The organism is Streptacidiphilus sp. P02-A3a (genome assembly GCF_014084105.1).
GTDB lineage: Bacteria > Actinomycetota > Actinomycetes > Streptomycetales > Streptomycetaceae > Streptacidiphilus.
The window spans coordinates 8,473,850-8,488,927 of record NZ_CP048289.1; the positions used below are offsets into that span (position 1 = coordinate 8,473,850).

Sequence of the window (15,078 nt, forward strand, 5' to 3'; positions counted from 1 at the left end):
ACGAGGACGGGCGGCTTCATTCTGCCGGAGAGCCACCGGCGCCGGCGCCGGTGTCGGAGCCGGTGTCGGAGCCGGTGCCCGTGTCGGTACCGGTGTCCGTGCCCGTGGGCCGGGCCTCGGCGATCCGGGCGAACTGCTCGACGGTCAGCGTCTCGCCGCGCAGCCGGAAGTCGATCCCGGCCGCGTCCAGCGCCGCCTCGGCCGCCGCCGGGGAGCCCGCCCAGCCGGACAGCGCCGCGCGCAGCGTCTTCCGCCGCTGCGCGAAGGCGGCGTCCACCACCGCGAACACCTCGCGCCGGGTGGCGGTGGTCACCGGGGGCTCCCGGCGGACCAGCGACACCAGGCCGGAGTCGACGTTCGGGGCGGGCCAGAAGACGTTGCGCCCGATCGCCCCGGCGCGCTTCACCTCGGCGTACCAGTTGGCCTTGACCGACGGCACCCCGTAGACCTTGTTGCCGGGGACGGCCGCGAGCCGGTCGGCGACCTCGGACTGGACCATGACCAGGGTCCGCTCGATGCTCGGGAAGGTCTCCAGCATGTGCAGCAGCACCGGCACCGCGACGTTGTACGGCAGGTTGGCGACCAGCGCGGTCGGCGCCGGGCCGGGGAGCTCGGTGACCTCCATGGCGTCCGCGTGGACCAGCGCGAAGCGGTCGGCGCGCGCGGGCAGCCGGGCGGCGATGGTGGTCGGCAGGTGCCTGGCCAGCAGCGCGTCGATCTCCACGGCGGTGACCCGGTCGGCCACCTCCAGCAGGCCCAGGGTGAGTGAGCCCAGGCCCGGACCGACCTCCACCACCACGTCCCGCTCGGTGACCTCCGCCGCGCGGACGATCCGGCGGACGGTGTTGCCGTCGATCACGAAGTTCTGGCCGCGCTGCTTGGTCGGACGCACGCCGAGGGCGTCCGCGATGCTGCGGATGTCGGCGGCGCCGAGAAGGGGGCCCTCCGTGGACGAGTCTTCAGTGCGGGTGCTCACCGCCCAAGCTTAGACCGGTCGGCCGGTCCTATCCGGCGGCGCGGGGGCCGCAGGCGGGCCAGGGTTCCAGGCCGCGTCGCTGGTAGAGCTCCCGGGCGCGGTCGGTCTGCTCCCCGGCGGAGGCGTCCTGCGGCAGCCCGTGGCCGCCGAGGCTGCGCCAGGTGCGGGCGTCGAACTGGTAGAGGCCGCCGTAGCGCCCGCTGGGGTCGACCGCGCGCGGATCGCCCCCGGCCTCGCAGAGGGCCAGCGCTCCCCAGTTCAGCTCGCCGGTGACGTGCGGGGTGTCCGGGAGGTCCCGTCGGTGCGAGTGCGCCCGGTGCTCGCCGGGGCGGCGGTGCGCGGAGCGGCCGGTGTCGGCCGGACGGGTGTGGGCCGCGTGGCGGCCGGAGCCGTGGAGGTGCGCCGGGGCGGCCTCCGCCGGGCCCGCACCGGCGGAGGCCGGGCGGGGGACGCTGAGCGGCAGCAGCGCCGCCAGCGGGTGCCCGGCGAGCGGGCGCCCGGCCAGCGGGTTCGAGGTGAGCAGGTTCGGGGCCAGCAGGTTGGGGGCCAGTGGGGAGGCGGCCGACGGGTTCGGTCCCGGCGCGGCGGCGGGCGGCAGCTGCTCGGCCCGGCCCCGCGCCGTGGGCAGCGCCTCGGCCGTCGGTTCGACGTCCAAGTCCACCCGCTGGTGGCCCGGGACGTCGCCGACGTCCGCGCGGGCCTGGTGGCTCTGGGCGGCGAAGCCGCCGCTCCCGCCCACGAGCAGGGCCAGCACCAGGGCCCGTGGAAGCGTCCGCTGAGAGCCTGCTGAACCGTTCACTCGAAGCCTTCCGCCGTCCGACACGGTCCTCCCGCGCGGATCAACGACCCAGTGGCGGCGGGGTCACCGGCCGTTCACCCGACCAGGCGGCCGCCGTCACCCGACCGGCGGTCATCGCCATCGGCGGTCGTCGTCAGCAGCGGTCATCGCCAGCAGCGGTCCTCGTCAGTAGTCGAAGGCGCGGGCGGTGTTCGCGGCCAGGGCGGTGGCCATGGCGTCCTCGTCCAGGCCGCGCACCACGGCCATCGCCCGCAGCGTGACCGGGATCAGGTACGGGGCGTTCGGCCGTCCCCGGTACGGGGCCGGGGTCAGGAAGGGGGCGTCGGTCTCCACCAGGACCCGGTCCAGCGGGGTGACCGCGAGCGCGTCCCGCAGGTGCTGGTTGGCCGGGAAGGTGACCGGTCCGGCGAAGGACAGGTAGTAGCCCGCCTCGGCGCAGACCTTGGCCATCTCGGCGTCGCCGGAGTAGCAGTGGAAGACGGTGCGCTCCGGCGCGCCCTCCTCGCGCAGGATCCGCAGCACGTCGTCGTGGGCGTCCCGGTCGTGGATGACCAGGGCCTTGGCGTGCTTCTTCGCCAGCGCGATGTGGCGGCGGAACGACTCCTGCTGGATCTCGACGCCTTCCGGGCCGGTCCGGTAGTAGTCGAGGCCGGTCTCGCCGACGCCCTTGACCTGCGGCAGCGCCGCCAGCTCGTCGATGGCGGCGATCGCCTCGTCCAGCGCGGCCGGGCCGCCGGGCCCGCGCCGCCGCCCGCTCCAGCCGTCCGGGTCGCCGAGGACGATCCGGGGCGCCTCGTTCGGGTGCAGCGACACCGTCGCGTGGACGTTCTCGTGCGCCTCGGCCAGCCGCGCGGCCCACACCGAGCCGTCCAGGTCGCAGCCGACCTGGACGACGGTGGTGACCCCGACCGAGGCGGCCTTGGCCAGCCCGGCCTCGGCCCCGTCCTGCTGCATGTCCAGGTGGGTGTGCGAGTCGGCGACGGCCACCCGCAGCGGCTCCGGCAGCGGCGGGGCGACGTTCTTGTCGGACTGGGACTTCTTCGACTGGGCCATGGGGCCATCCTCCCTCGGACGGCCCCGACCCCGACAACCAGATAAAACGGATGCCGCGAACGGGTGCCGCAACCGGTGCCGCGGCGCTCAGGCCTCCGGTCGCTCCTCCAGCCGCGGGAAGAGGATCTCGCCCTTGGTCACCGTCACCCCGGCCGGGAGCAGCCCCCAGCCGGCGGCGCGGGCGACCTGCTGCTCGGCCAGCGCGCCGAGCACCGGCTCCGCGCCCAGGGAGTCCCAGAGCAGCCCGCTGACCCGCGGCATCACCGGGTTGAGCAGCACCGCGATCCCGCGCAGCGACTCGGCCGCCGCGTACAGGACGGTGGCCAGCCGGGCCTGTCCGGCCGCCGAGGTGTCCTTGGCGACCTTCCACGGCTCCTGCTCGGTGAGGTAGCCGTTGACCTGCTTGACGAACTCGAAGATCGCGGCGATGCCGCCGGAGAAGTCCAGCTTCTCGCCGATCCGGTCGTCCGCCTCGGCGAAGGCCCGTGCCAGGCCCACGGCCAGTTGCTCCTCGGCCGGGCCGCTGTCGGCGGCGGCGGGCAGCACGCCGCCGAAGTACTTGCCGACCATGGCGGCCACCCGGGAGGCCAGGTTGCCGAAGTCGTTGGCGAGCTCGGAGGTGTACCGGGCGGAGAAGTCCTCCCAGGAGAAGGAGCCGTCGGTGCCGAACGGGATCGCCCGCAGGAAGTAGTACCGGTAGGCGTCCACGCCGAAGTGCTCGGTGAGCTGGTGCGGCGAGATCCCGGTCAGGTTGGACTTGCTCATCTTCTCGCCGCCGACCATCAGCCAGCCGTTGGCGGCGACCCGCTTCGGCAGCGGCAGCCCGTTGGCCATCAGCATCGCGGGCCAGATCACGGCGTGGAAGCGGAGGATGTCCTTGCCGACCAGGTGGACGTCGGCCGGGAAGATCCGCTCGAACTTCTCCGGGTCGCTGCCGTAGCCGACCGCCGTGGCGTAGTTGAGCAGCGCGTCGACCCAGACGTAGATGATGTGCTCGGGGTCCCAGGGGATCGGCACGCCCCAGTCGAAGGTGGACCGGGAGATCGACAGGTCCTGCAGGCCCTGCTCGACGAAGCGCAGCACCTCGTTGCGGGCCGACTCGGGCTGGATGAACCCGGGGTTGGCGGCGTAGAACTCCAGCAGCCGGGGGCCGTAATCGGAGAGCCGGAAGAAGTAGTTCTCCTCCTTCAGCATCTCCACCGGCTTCCGGTGGACCGGGCAGAGCTTCTGGCCCTCGAACTCGCCGGTGCCGTCGATCAGGTCGCCGGGCGCCTTGTACTCCTCGCAGCCGACGCAGTACGGGCCCTCGTAGCCGCCCTGGTAGATCTCGCCCTTGTCGTAGAGGTCCTGGACGAACTCCTGCACCCGGGCGGTGTGCCGGTCCTCGGTGGTCCGGATGAAGTCGTCGTTGGCGATCTCCAGGTGCTCCCAGAGCGGCTTCCAGGCGTCCCGGACGAGCTGGTCGCACCACTCCTGCGGGCTGACGCCGTGCGCCTCGGCGGTACGCATGATCTTCTGGCCGTGCTCGTCGGTACCGGTGAGGTACCAGACCTTCTCGCCGCGCTGGCGGTGCCAGCGGGCGAGGACGTCACCGGCGACCGTGGTGTAGGCGTGGCCGAGGTGGGGCTTGTCGTTCACGTAGTAGATCGGCGTCGACACGTAGAAGGTACGCTCCGCCGCCTCCGCGCTGGTGTTCTTCGAACCTGAGCTGTCTGTAGTCGCCGCCATGCTCACGAATCCTAGCCGTCGCGCGGGGTCCGCCCGGCCGCGCTGCGGTCGGGCGGACGGCTGGGCGGACGGTCGGGCCCGGCGCGGGGACGGTCAGGGCTCGGGGGTGGTGTGCCGGCGCCGGTGCAGGAAGTGGAACGGCAGGTGGAGCCGGTGCTGCCGACGCGGCCTCGGGGTGGTGACCGCGCCGCTGACCGCGGGCTGCGGACGGGCGGCGGGGCGGGGCGCGTGCCAGTAGGCGGTGGCCTCGGCGACGCGCCCGGCGCGCAGGATCCGCACGTGCGCTCCCCCGCAGCCGGGGCAGCCCGGGCTGCTCAGCGGGGACGGGACCGGGACGCCGTTGGCGCGGTAGCGGATCACCTGGTGACCCCCGGCATCGGCGCGGTGCTCGATCTCGTACGCCTGTTCCCAGCCGTAGCCGCAGTTCAGGCACGCGAAGGCATACGCCTCGTGGACGGTCTCGGGGATGGGGGTGGTGCGGGTGCTGGTGGTCCGTCCGGTGGCAGTGCCGGTCGCGGTTCCGATCGAGGTGGTGTCGGCCGCTGTGCCTGCGGCCGCACCGCGGTCGGGGTCGCCGAAGTGTTCGCTCATGCCGGTCTCCCGAATGCCCGAAGCGGGGCTTTCTCGCTTCCTCACCCAGAATCCCCCCGGCTCGCGCCGCGAAGTCGCCGCTGCGGCTTTCTTGGCCCAGAGTTGGCTGTTCAGGGGAGATCCGCTACCCGAGCGAGAGGATTCCTTGGTCAGCTTTTTATGGGGACCGCACAGGACGCGCCGACCGCGCGCCCACACGCGCCCCGTCAGCCCCGCTGAGCCGTCCCCGCGCGGCCCTCGCTCTGGGGCCGGGCGGTCTTCGCGGCCACCACCGCGTCGAACACCTCCCGCTTGGGGACGCCGGTGTCGGCGGCGACCGCCGCGATCGCCTCCTTGCGGCGCTCGCCCGCCTCCTCCCGCAGCGCGACCCTGCGGGCCAGCTCGACGGCGTCCAGCGCGCCCGGGGCGGCCGGGGGCGCGCCCTGGACCACCACCGTGATCTCGCCGCGCACCCCGTCGGCGGCCCAGACCGCGAGTTCGCCCAGCGGGCCGCGCTTGACCTCCTCGTAGGTCTTGGTCAGCTCGCGGCAGACGGCCGCCGGGCGCTCCGCGCCGAAGGCCTCGGCCATCGCCAGCAGCGAGTCGCCGACCCGGTGCGGGGACTCGAAGAAGACCATGGTGCGCGGCTCGGCCGCGAGGTCCCGCAGCCGGGAGCCGCGCCCGCCGCCCTTGCGCGGCAGGAAGCCCTCGAAGCAGAAGCGGTCCACCGGCAGCCCGGACAGCGCCAGCGCGGTCAGCACCGCCGAGGGCCCGGGCACGGCGGTGATCCGGATGCCCTGCTCGACGGCCGCCGCGACCAGCCGGTAGCCGGGGTCGGAGACGGAGGGCATCCCGGCGTCGGTGACCAGCAGCACCCGGGAGCCGCCGAGCAGCGCCTCCACCAGTTCCGGGGTCCGGCCGACCTCGTTGCCCTCGAAGTAGGAGACGATCCGGCCGCTCGGGGACACCCCCAGGGCGTTGGCCAGGCGCCACATCCGCCTGGTGTCCTCGGCCGCGACCACGTCGGCGGTGGCCAGTTCGGCGGCGAGCCGGGGCGGAGCGTCCCCGACGTCGCCGATGGGTGTTCCGGCAAGAATGAGTAGACCTGTCACCTCTTCATACTCCCAGTTGGCGAGGTCCCGGTACTGCCGACAGGGTTCACCCCTACGATGCACGCGTGAGCGGTGATGAGGCGACAGTGACAGCGCCGGACGGCGACGGGACGCACGGCACGACGACGCTGGCCGACGGCCCGGCCGAGGCGGTGCCGCAGGACGGGCCGACGGGGGCCACCCCGCGCCGGTCCTGGCCGCTCAGCGCCTGGCAGCGGCGGCTGAGCCGGCTCGGCTACGGCGCGCCGGAGCGGATCCCGCTGCGCGAGCGGCTGGTGCCGCCGATGCCGGACGGCCCGGGGATCTCCACCGGTGAGCCCTCACCGGTGCTGACCCGGCTCGGGGTACGGCTGCCGACCGGGCTGTGGATGTGGCTGTGCCGCTGGTCCGGCTGGCTGGGACCGCTGCTGGTGACCCTGTTCGGCGGCATCCTGATCTTCGTCAACCTCGGGCACCCGCACGACATCATCTTCGACGAGACGTACTACGCCAAGGACTCCTGGGCCCTGTGGCACTACGGGTACGAGGTCACCTGGCCGAACAACGCCAACCAGCTGCTGCTCCAGCATCCGGAGGTGATCCCGAAGCCGCTCGGGAACGCCTTCATCGCGCACCCGCCGGACGGCAAGTGGGTCATCGGCATCGGCGAGATGATCTTCGGCTTGAACCCGTTCGGCTGGCGCTTCATGACCGCGCTGCTGGGCACCCTGTCGGTGCTGATGCTCTGCCGGATCGGCCGTCGGCTGTTCCGCTCCACGCTGCTGGGCTGCGTCGCCGGGCTGCTGATGACCGTCGACGGCCTGCACCTGGTGATGAGCCGCACCGGGCTGCTGGACCTGGTGGTGATGTTCTGGGCGCTGGCCGCCTTCGGCCTGCTGCTGATCGACCGGGACCGGACCCGGACCCGGCTGGCCGACCTGGTCGGGGCGACCGCCGACAACCCCGGCGCGCGGCCGAACCAGGAGCTGGCCACCAGGGCCCGGCTGGGCTGGCGTCCCTACCGGCTGCTGGCCGGGGTGGTGCTGGGCATCGACTGCGCGACCAAGTGGGACGGGCTGTGGTTCCTGGCCTTCTTCGCGGTGCTGTCGGTGCTGTGGGACGCCGCCGCCCGCAAGACCGCCGGTGCCAGGCACCCGTACGCCATGGCGCTGCTGCACGACGTGCCGTTCGCGTTCCTGTCCATGGTGGTCGTGGCGTTCTTCACCTACCTGGTGTCCTGGTCCGGCTGGCTGTTCACGCAGGGCGGCTACGACCGGCAGTGGGCAGCGCACCGCGCCGGCCTCTCCGCCGCGAACTGGGGCCCGATCCCGCTGCCGCAGGTGAACATGGACTGGGTGCCGGCGCCGCTGCGCAGCCTGTGGCACTACCACGCGGAGATCTGGAACTTCAACACCCACCTGAACACCCCGCACACGTACATGTCGAACCCGTGGAGCTGGCTGGTCAACGGCCGCCCGGTGTCGTTCTACTACCCGAGCGGCCTACAGCCCTCGCAGTGCGGTGGCGCGGCGCAGTGCTCCAGCGAGGTGCTGGCGATCGGCACCCCGCTGCTGTGGTGGGTGGGCTGCTTCGCGCTGCTGTACGCGCTGTACCGGTGGATCCTGGTCCGGGACTGGCGGGCGGGGGCCATCGTCTGCGGCATCGCCGCCGGATACCTGCCGTGGTTCCAGTGGCAGCAGCGGACGATCTTCTTCTTCTACTCGATCGACTTCGAGCCCTTCCTCTGCCTGGCCATCGCGCTGATGATCGGCGGCATGCTGGGCAGGGCCACCGCCTCGCGCGAGCGCAGGCTGTGGGGCGGCGTGTCGGCGGGGCTGGTGCTGGTCGCGATCATGGCGTGCTTCCTGTACTTCTTCCCGCTCTACACCGGCGAGGTGACCACGCTCGCGCAGTGGCAGGCCCGGATGTGGTGGCCGACCTGGATCTGACCGCGCTCAGCGGGGCCGGGCCGCGCGCACCGAGTAGACCATCGGGACGCGCGGCCGCCCCTCCGGGAAGCGGTAGACCCGGGTGACCCCCTCGGTCACCGTCTCCAGCGCGGCGAAGCGCGGAAACAGCGTGAAATCGTGCTCGTGCACGAACTCAATGCGCAGTCCGGCGGCGGCGATGGCACTGAGGATCTCGCCGAGTCCGTGCTGCCATTGGACGGACACCGTTATTTGGGGTTCCTCGACGTAATCGGTGTAAGTGCCCGGTTCATCCCAGACCGTGGCCTCCTGATGGAAATAGTCGTATTCGACGGTGCGGCCGTCGTCGCCGAGCATGTCGGTCACCGGGTGGAACTCGGCCAGGTAGAGGAAGCCGCCGGGCGCGACCATGGCGGCGGCGGTCTGCGCCCAGCGCTCGATGTCCGGCAGCCAGCAGAGCGCGCCGAGCCCGGTGTAGACGACGTCGAAGACCTCCCCGGCCAGCACGTTCGCCGCCTCGTACACGTCGGCGGTGACGAACCGGGCGTCCGGCAGTCCGGCCTCGCGGGCCAGCTCCTCGGCCGCCGCCACCGCCGAGGCGGAGAAGTCCAGGCCGGTGACGGCCGCCCCGTGCCGGGCCCAGCCGAGGGTGTCCTGGCCGAAGTGGCACTGGAGGTGCAGCAGCCTGCGGCCGTCGACGTCGCCGACCTCGGTGAGCTCGAACGGCCGCAGCACCTCCGCCCCGGCCAGGAACCCGGGGACGTCGTAGAAGCCGCTGCCGGTGTGGATCGGCACCCGCTCGTCCCACATGGCCCGGTTGAGCGCCCGCCAGTCGGCCGGATCGGGGCGGGGGCCGTCGGGGCCGGAGGATGCCTGAGAGATCGTCATGGGCGTGAGGCTAATCCCCGGACCTGGCCCCGGCGACCGGTTTTGCCCCGAACCGGGCGGATTTCGGGATAACGATCCTCCACCGTTTCCGCGGGATCGGCATGGGGTCGGCGACCGTACGCCTACGATTCCTTTCTGGTAATTGGCAGCCGCCGGGACAGGTTCCCGGCGGCGGTATCAGGGGGAAAGATGAATCGCGGGGTCAAGGGCGGAATCATAGGTACGGTCGCGGTGGCACTGGTCACCGTGGGTGGCCTCGGCGCCTACAACATCGTCCACGGGCTGAGCGGCGACACGGCCGCTGCCAGTGACGACAGCAGCGCCACGGCCGCGGCCGCGGCCCCGGCCCCGCAGTCCACCGCGCCGCCGAGCGGCCCCACCGCGCTGAAGGCGGCGCAGGCCTTCCTGGACGCCTGGCGGGCCGGGCCGAGCCAGTACCCGGCGGCGGCGAAGCTCACCGACGCCGCGAGCAACGCGCAGACGGACCTGACCGGCTACCGGAGCGGCCTCAAGCTCAGCTCGATCGCCTTCAGCGACGTCGCGGCGGGCGGCCCGTCCACCGTCGACCCGGGCGCGACCACGGTCAACCTCACCGTCACCGCGCAGGTCGCGGGCGGTACCTGGACGTACCCGGACACGCTGAACCTGGTCCGGAGCGGCGGGCAGGTGTCGGTGGACTGGGCCTCGGCGACGCTCTACCCGAAGCTGCTGGCGGGCCAGTCGCTGCTGGCCGGGCCGGTCAGCGCGGCGGCCGCCCCGGCCACCACGGTCACCGCCGCCGACGGCACCGTGCTGACGGCGGCCGCCTACCCCTCGCTGGCGGGCGTCATCAAGACCCTGAGCCAGGGCAGCACCGCAGGCAGCACCGGCACCGCCCCCAACGGGGTGCAGATCGTGGACGCCAGCGGCAGCCCGGTGAGCGTGCTGAAGACCTTCGGCAGCGGGCCGACCGGCCCGAAGGTGGTCACCACCATCGACGCCAAGCTCCAGCGGGTGGCCGAGAACGCCGTGGTCAAGCCGGTCCTCGGCGGCCTGCCGGCGGCCGTGGTGGTGCTGGACAGCAGCAACGGCCACATCCTGGCCAGCGCCTACGGGAACAGCACGGTCGGCGACCTGGCGCTGGAGCTCCCGAGCCCGCCGGGATCCACCATGAAGATCATCACCTCGGCAGCGCTGTTCGACATGGCCGGCCTCTATCCGAACTACCCGGCCCCCTGCAACAAGAACCAGCCCGCCGACAGCCAGACCTTCTCCAACGAGAGCGACGTCCCGAGCAACCCGAACACGACGATCGAGCAGGCTTTCGCCGAGTCCTGCAACACCGCCTTCATCAAGGACGGCTTCGACAAACTGGTCCACCCGGGCGACGCTTCCGACCTGAGCACGGAGGCGCACGACGTCTTCGGCCTGGGCCAGTGGAACATCGGCGGCGGGCTCCAGGTGGCCACCCCGCAGGTGCTGGCGCAGCCGAACGGCTCGGACGCCGCCGCCGACCTCATCGGCCAGGGCTCGGTGGAGATGACCCCGCTGCACATGGCCTCGGTGGCGGCCACGGTCGCCGACGGCGCCTTCCACCAGCCGGTGATCCTGCCCGGCCTGTCACCGGCCGGGGCCGCACAGCCGTTCAACCAGACCACCGCCCAGTACCTGCGGCAGATGATGGAGTTCGACGCGTCGAACCCCATGGGCACCGCCGAACCGCGGCTGGGGAGCCTGCCCGGCAGCGGCGGCAAGACCGGTACCGCGCAGGTGGGCGACGGCAACACCACCAACGGCTGGTTCACCGCCTTCGACCACGGCATCGCCGTGGCGGCCATGGTCGAAGGCGGTGCCAACGGCGTCGACACGGCCGGCTACATCGTCCAGCAGGTCCTGGAGAGCGGGGAGTAGCCGGTCAGGTCGCGGAGCCCGCTGCCGCGCCGGTGGCGAGCTCCGCGCCCCAGCGGGCGAGGGCGGCCTCCAGGTCGAGCCGCTGGACGCCGCCGCCGTCGGCCGGCCACTCCGCGCGCGGGACCCGCCACATGACCTCGAACTCGATGCCGTCGGGGTCCTTGGCGTAGAAGGACTTGCTCACGCCGTGGTCGCTGGCGCCGACCAGCGCGCCCCGCTCGCGCAGCCGGGCGCCGATCGCGGCCAGCTCGCCGAGCGTGCCCGCCTCCCAGGCCAGGTGGTAGAGGCCGACCTGCCCGGGGACCGGCCCCGCGGCCTGGCCGCCGACCGCGAACAGCCCCAGGTCGTGGTCGTTGAGGGTGCCGGGAGCGCGCAGGAACGCGGCCTGCCCGGCGTACTCGGCGGCGACCTCGAAGCCGAGGACGTCCTGGTAGAACTCGACGGAGCGCTGGACGTCGCGGATGTACAGCACTGCGTGGTTGAGGCGGCGGACTGGCACGGGGGCTCCTCGGTCGGAGGGACGGATCAGCTGTCGAGGGCCACAACAACATCTTCCTGGGAAACTATTCCCAGGCGTCCCGGCTGCTCCGGTTCGGGCCCGCGCCCGCGCCGGGGCTCGGACGCCGCCCGCAGCACCCCGGTCGCGAGCCTGGGCCAGAGCAGCAGCAGCAACGGCAGGTCCAGGTAGCCGAAGCGTCCGGCCGGGGCCAGCAGGAAGGCCACGGCGACCCCGGCCGCCAGCCGGTCCGCCGCCTGGACCACCCCGGCCGGGGGCCGGAGCAGCAGCCACAGCGCCACCGCGACCCCGCCCAGGCCGAGCAGCACCAGCGAGGCCACCCGGCCGCCGGGACCCAGCTCGGCCAGCAGGTGCCCCGGCAGCGGGCTGTTCGCCGGGGTGCGCAGCTGCGCGAGGCCGAGCGGGAAGCGCACCACCTGCTCCATCACCGCACCGGGGGTGACCAGCGTGAACGGCAGGATCAGCGCCCCGGCGACGAGCAGCGTCGCCGCCGCGCAGCGCAGCACCGGACGCAGCCCGAACCGGAACTGGAGCAGCAGCAGCGCCACCGGGAAGGCCGGCCAGGCGGTCCATTTCAGGGCGCAGGCCAGGGCGATCACCAGCCCGGCCCGCAGCGCGTGCCCGCGCCCGGCGTAGCCGAGGCCGAGCAGGCAGCAGCCGATCAGCGGCAGGTCCACACCGCTGACCGCGGCCGACAGGGCGACCAGCGGGGAGGCGGTGACCGCGGCCAGCGCCAGCAGGCCGCGCGAGTGGTCGGCGCCCGGGGTGCGCGCCCGGTCGGTGCCGGGGGTGCGCGCCCGGTCGGCGCCGGGGGTGCGCGCCCGGTCGGCGCCGGGGGTGCGCGCCCGGTCGGCGCCGGGGGTGCGCGGGCGCAGCAGCCGCCAGCCGGGCAGCAGGCAGCCGAGGAAGGCGGCGAGGAACCACAGCCGGGCGTCGCCGAGGACCCTCGGCAGCGCCCCGTGGCTGCCCAGCAGCGCGCGCGGCAGCCCGAACAGCGCCATCGCCGGGAGGTAGGGGTCGTACTGGGTGACCTGGCGCGGGTGCGGGATGTACGGGCTGCCGGTGTGCAGCAGCTGGGTCGCCGAGTACTGCACCACCTGGACCTCGGACTGCGCCCAGCCCTGGGCCAGCATCACCGGCAGCGGGACCAGCACCGCGCCGAGCAGGGCGGTGCCGACGACCAGCCGGGGTACCAGCCGGAGCGGGGCGAAGGCCGCCGCGCCGGTCGCGAGCAGGTAGCCGATGAAGGCGATCAGGCCCCAGTTCTGCTCGGGGCGGAGGTTGGAGACTATCGGGAAGCAACCGGCCCAGACCGCGCAGACCAGGCAGCCGAGCACCCACAGCCGGCGCTGCGGCCGAGCGGGGCGGGCGGTGTCGGGCGCGGACGGTTCGCGCTCCGCGTCGTGGGCTTCGGGGCTGACGGCGGTGGTCGGCCGGGCAGCTTCCGGGACATGAGTCGTCGTCACCATGCCCACGGTAGGAAGGAATCCGTGATCACGTCGTCACGCTGCAGAGTGGTGCGGATATCCCTCTCCAGGTTGGCGAGGACGGCCTAATCTCCTCAACCAGGTTCACCCGGCCCGCCGACCAGGCCGTTCTCGTAGGCGAAGACGACGGCCTGGGTCCGGTCGCGCAGTTCCAGCTTGGCGAGTATCCGGCCGACATGGGTCTTGATGGTCTGTTCGGACAGGAACAGCTCGTCCGCGATCTCGCCGTTGGACAGCCCCCGGGCGACCTGGCGCAGCACGTCCAGCTCCCGGACGGTGAGCGTGGCGGCGGCCTCCGGGCGCAGGTGCCCGGAGCGGCGGCGGCGGGCGACGTCGTCGATCAGCCTGCGGGTGACCGACGGCGCCAGCAGCGCCTCGCCCGAGGCGACCACCCGGACCGCGTTGATCAGGTCCCGGGCGGGCGCGTCCTTCAGCAGGAAGCCGCTGGCGCCCCGGGCCAGCGCCTCGTAGACGTACTCGTCCAGGTCGAAGGTGGTCAGGATGAGCACCCTCGGGGTCTGCGGCAGCGGCCGGGCGCGCGGGGCGTCCGGCGGGCCGGGCTCGGCCGAGCCGAGGATCCGGGCGGTCGCGGTGAGGCCGTCCATGCCCGGCATCCGGATGTCCATCACCACCACGTCCGGCCGCAGTTCGGCGGCGAGCTGGACGGCCAGCAGGCCGTCGCCCGCCTCGCCGACGAGCTCGATGTCGGGGGCGGAGGCCAGCAACGCGCCCAGGCCGTCCCGCACCATCTCCTGGTCGTCCACCAGCAGCACCCGGATGTTCTCGGACACGCGCGCTCCCCCGTCAGCCCTCTTCGCTTCCGCCACTGCCAAGCTCCCACCGGCGCTGCTCCGGCACCCCGTGCAGCGGCAGTTCGGCGGTCACCTCGAAGCCGCCGTGCTCGCGCGGGTGGGCCCGCAGCGTGCCGCCGAGCAGGGCGGCCCGCTCGCGCATGCCGGTGAGGCCGTGTCCGCCGTTGCCGCCGTCGTCCGGCAGCGGGCCGCCGCTGGTGCGGCCGTCGTCGGCGACGTGCACCCGCACCGCGTCCTCGGTGCGCAGCACCTCGACCTCCACCCGCGCGCCGGGCGCGTGGCGTCCGGCGTTGCTCAGGGCCTCCTGGACGATGCGGTACACCGAGACGTCGACCACGGCCGGTGGGCGCTCGGGACCGGCGGTGAGGGTGAGGTCCACCTGCATCCCGGCCTGCCGGGCGGCCCGGACCATCTCCGGGATCCGGTCGATACCGGGCTGCGGGGCGCGCTCGGCGTTCTCGTCGTCCTCCCGCAGCAGGCCGATCACCCGGCGCATCTCGGTCAGCGCGGTGGTGGACGCCTCCCGGATCGCGCCGAAGGTGCGCAGCGTCTGCTCGGGCAGGCCGGACTCCTTGTAGGGGGCGGCCTCGGCCTGGATGGCGATCATCGACATGTGGTGCGCGACCACGTCGTGCAGTTCGCGGGCGATCCGGGAGCGCTCCTCCAGCACCGCCTGCCGGGCCAGCCCGGCCCGGCGCTGCTCCTCGGCCTGGACCAGGTGCCGCTCGGCCTCGCGGCGGGAGTGGATGGACTCGCCGAGCACCAGCACCAGCGTGGCCACCACCGCCGCCACCGCGAGTACCACCGGCGGCAGCCCGACCAGCGGCACCGCCGGGAGCAGCACCGCCCCGGTGGTCCACAGGTCCACCCCGACCGCCACGTCCCGCCCGTAGACCTGGGCGGTGATGAACAGCAGCGCCACCTGGGCCAGGCAGCCGCTGACCGGCCAGGGCCAGAACGGGGTAGGCGCGTGGCCGACCTCGGCGAAGGTGGTGAGCGTGAGGCCGACGGCGGAGATCCGCCAGGCGGCCAGCGGCCGGGCGGCGGCCAGCAGCAGCGGCAGTACCTGGAGCCCGGCCAGGGCCCAGGCCAGGCTGCCGGGGACGAGCTGGTTCAGCTGGCCGTCGGCGGTCTCGGTGAGGATGAACACGCAGGCGGCGCCGACCACCGCGAGGGCGTACCGCAGCCGGGGGCTGGACAGTGAGGGGAGCAGGAAGACCCGCTGGTCGGGGGCCGCCCAGCCGGCCTTGCGGATGATCCGCGCGAAGTCGCCCGCGCGGGCGAGGGCGCGGATGCTCACACGCCGAAGGGCTCCGTCCATGTCGGAGCCGAGCTTAGT

At 73.5% G+C, this 15,078-nt stretch carries 12 protein-coding genes and 1 pseudogene; 2 read left to right on the forward strand and 11 right to left on the reverse strand.

Annotated elements, in window-relative coordinates:
* Window positions 1-16 precede the first annotated feature (16 nt).
* The 6 genes and pseudogenes from rsmA to rsmI all read right to left on the reverse strand — a co-directional run bounded on the left by rsmA (window position 17) and on the right by rsmI (window position 6,238).
* Window positions 17-976 carry a 16S rRNA (adenine(1518)-N(6)/adenine(1519)-N(6))-dimethyltransferase RsmA gene (gene rsmA / locus GXP74_RS35805; RefSeq protein ID WP_182455382.1) on the reverse strand — a complete coding sequence of 320 codons (960 nt, stop codon included), beginning with the start codon at window positions 974-976 and terminating at the stop codon, window positions 17-19.
* A gap of 28 nt (window positions 977-1,004) precedes the next feature.
* A pseudogene (locus tag GXP74_RS41240) lies at window positions 1,005-1,241 on the reverse strand (transglycosylase family protein); the annotation flags it as partial.
* A 699-nt stretch (window positions 1,242-1,940) separates the two neighbouring features.
* Window positions 1,941-2,828 carry a TatD family hydrolase gene (locus GXP74_RS35815; RefSeq protein WP_182455383.1) on the reverse strand — a complete coding sequence of 296 codons (888 nt, stop codon included), beginning with the start codon at window positions 2,826-2,828 and terminating at the stop codon, window positions 1,941-1,943.
* A gap of 87 nt (window positions 2,829-2,915) precedes the next feature.
* Window positions 2,916-4,556, reverse strand: a complete 1,641-nt coding sequence (gene metG / locus GXP74_RS35820) for a methionine--tRNA ligase (RefSeq protein WP_182455384.1) — start codon at window positions 4,554-4,556, stop codon at window positions 2,916-2,918.
* 93 nt (window positions 4,557-4,649) lie between these two features.
* On the reverse strand, window positions 4,650-5,147 hold the full coding sequence (locus GXP74_RS35825; protein ID WP_182455385.1) for a hypothetical protein: 498 nt from the start codon (window positions 5,145-5,147) through the stop codon (window positions 4,650-4,652).
* 206 nt (window positions 5,148-5,353) lie between these two features.
* On the reverse strand, window positions 5,354-6,238 hold the full coding sequence (rsmI, locus tag GXP74_RS35830; RefSeq protein ID WP_182455386.1) for a 16S rRNA (cytidine(1402)-2'-O)-methyltransferase: 885 nt from the start codon (window positions 6,236-6,238) through the stop codon (window positions 5,354-5,356).
* 152 nt (window positions 6,239-6,390) lie between these two features.
* Between rsmI and GXP74_RS35835 the strand changes: the two genes are divergently transcribed.
* Window positions 6,391-8,166 (forward strand): dolichyl-phosphate-mannose--protein mannosyltransferase, encoded by a 1,776-nt coding sequence (locus GXP74_RS35835; protein ID WP_370468580.1) that lies wholly within the window; start codon window positions 6,391-6,393, stop codon window positions 8,164-8,166.
* Window positions 8,167-8,172: 6 nt separating this feature from the next.
* On the opposite strand, the gene GXP74_RS35840 is transcribed toward GXP74_RS35835, so the two are convergent.
* Window positions 8,173-9,033: a bifunctional 2-polyprenyl-6-hydroxyphenol methylase/3-demethylubiquinol 3-O-methyltransferase UbiG gene (locus GXP74_RS35840; protein ID WP_182455387.1), complete on the reverse strand. Its 861-nt coding sequence runs from the start codon at window positions 9,031-9,033 to the stop codon at window positions 8,173-8,175.
* A gap of 231 nt (window positions 9,034-9,264) precedes the next feature.
* Here GXP74_RS35840 and GXP74_RS35845 point away from each other — a divergent pair, with 231 nt between their 5' ends.
* Window positions 9,265-10,923 (forward strand): penicillin-binding transpeptidase domain-containing protein, encoded by a 1,659-nt coding sequence (locus tag GXP74_RS35845; RefSeq protein ID WP_225448424.1) that lies wholly within the window; start codon window positions 9,265-9,267, stop codon window positions 10,921-10,923.
* Window positions 10,924-10,927: 4 nt separating this feature from the next.
* Here the strand turns inward: GXP74_RS35845 and GXP74_RS35850 are convergent, their stop codons facing one another.
* The 4 genes from GXP74_RS35850 to GXP74_RS35865 all read right to left on the reverse strand — a co-directional run bounded on the left by GXP74_RS35850 (window position 10,928) and on the right by GXP74_RS35865 (window position 15,039).
* On the reverse strand, window positions 10,928-11,422 hold the full coding sequence (locus tag GXP74_RS35850; RefSeq protein ID WP_182455389.1) for a VOC family protein: 495 nt from the start codon (window positions 11,420-11,422) through the stop codon (window positions 10,928-10,930).
* A gap of 26 nt (window positions 11,423-11,448) precedes the next feature.
* On the reverse strand, window positions 11,449-12,906 hold the full coding sequence (locus GXP74_RS35855; RefSeq protein WP_182455390.1) for a glycosyltransferase family 87 protein: 1,458 nt from the start codon (window positions 12,904-12,906) through the stop codon (window positions 11,449-11,451).
* 95 nt (window positions 12,907-13,001) lie between these two features.
* Entirely contained in the window at window positions 13,002-13,718 is a 717-nt protein-coding gene (locus tag GXP74_RS35860; RefSeq protein WP_225448425.1) for a response regulator transcription factor, read from the reverse strand.
* 13 nt (window positions 13,719-13,731) lie between these two features.
* Window positions 13,732-15,039, reverse strand: coding sequence for a sensor histidine kinase (locus tag GXP74_RS35865; protein WP_182455391.1), 1,308 nt, complete (start codon window positions 15,037-15,039; stop codon window positions 13,732-13,734).
* Between the last annotated feature and the right edge of the window lie 39 nt (window positions 15,040-15,078).

Excerpts from the sequence above, each read along its gene's own strand:
- GXP74_RS35815 (WP_182455383.1), bottom strand. The coding sequence starts at position 2,828 with ATGGCCCAGTCGAAGAAGTCCCAGTCCGACAAGAACGTCGCCCCGCCG.
- metG (WP_182455384.1), bottom strand. The coding sequence starts at position 4,556 with ATGGCGGCGACTACAGACAGCTCAGGTTCGAAGAACACCAGCGCGGAG.
- GXP74_RS35825 (WP_182455385.1), bottom strand. The coding sequence starts at position 5,147 with ATGAGCGAACACTTCGGCGACCCCGACCGCGGTGCGGCCGCAGGCACA.
- GXP74_RS35840 (WP_182455387.1), bottom strand. The coding sequence starts at position 9,033 with ATGACGATCTCTCAGGCATCCTCCGGCCCCGACGGCCCCCGCCCCGAT.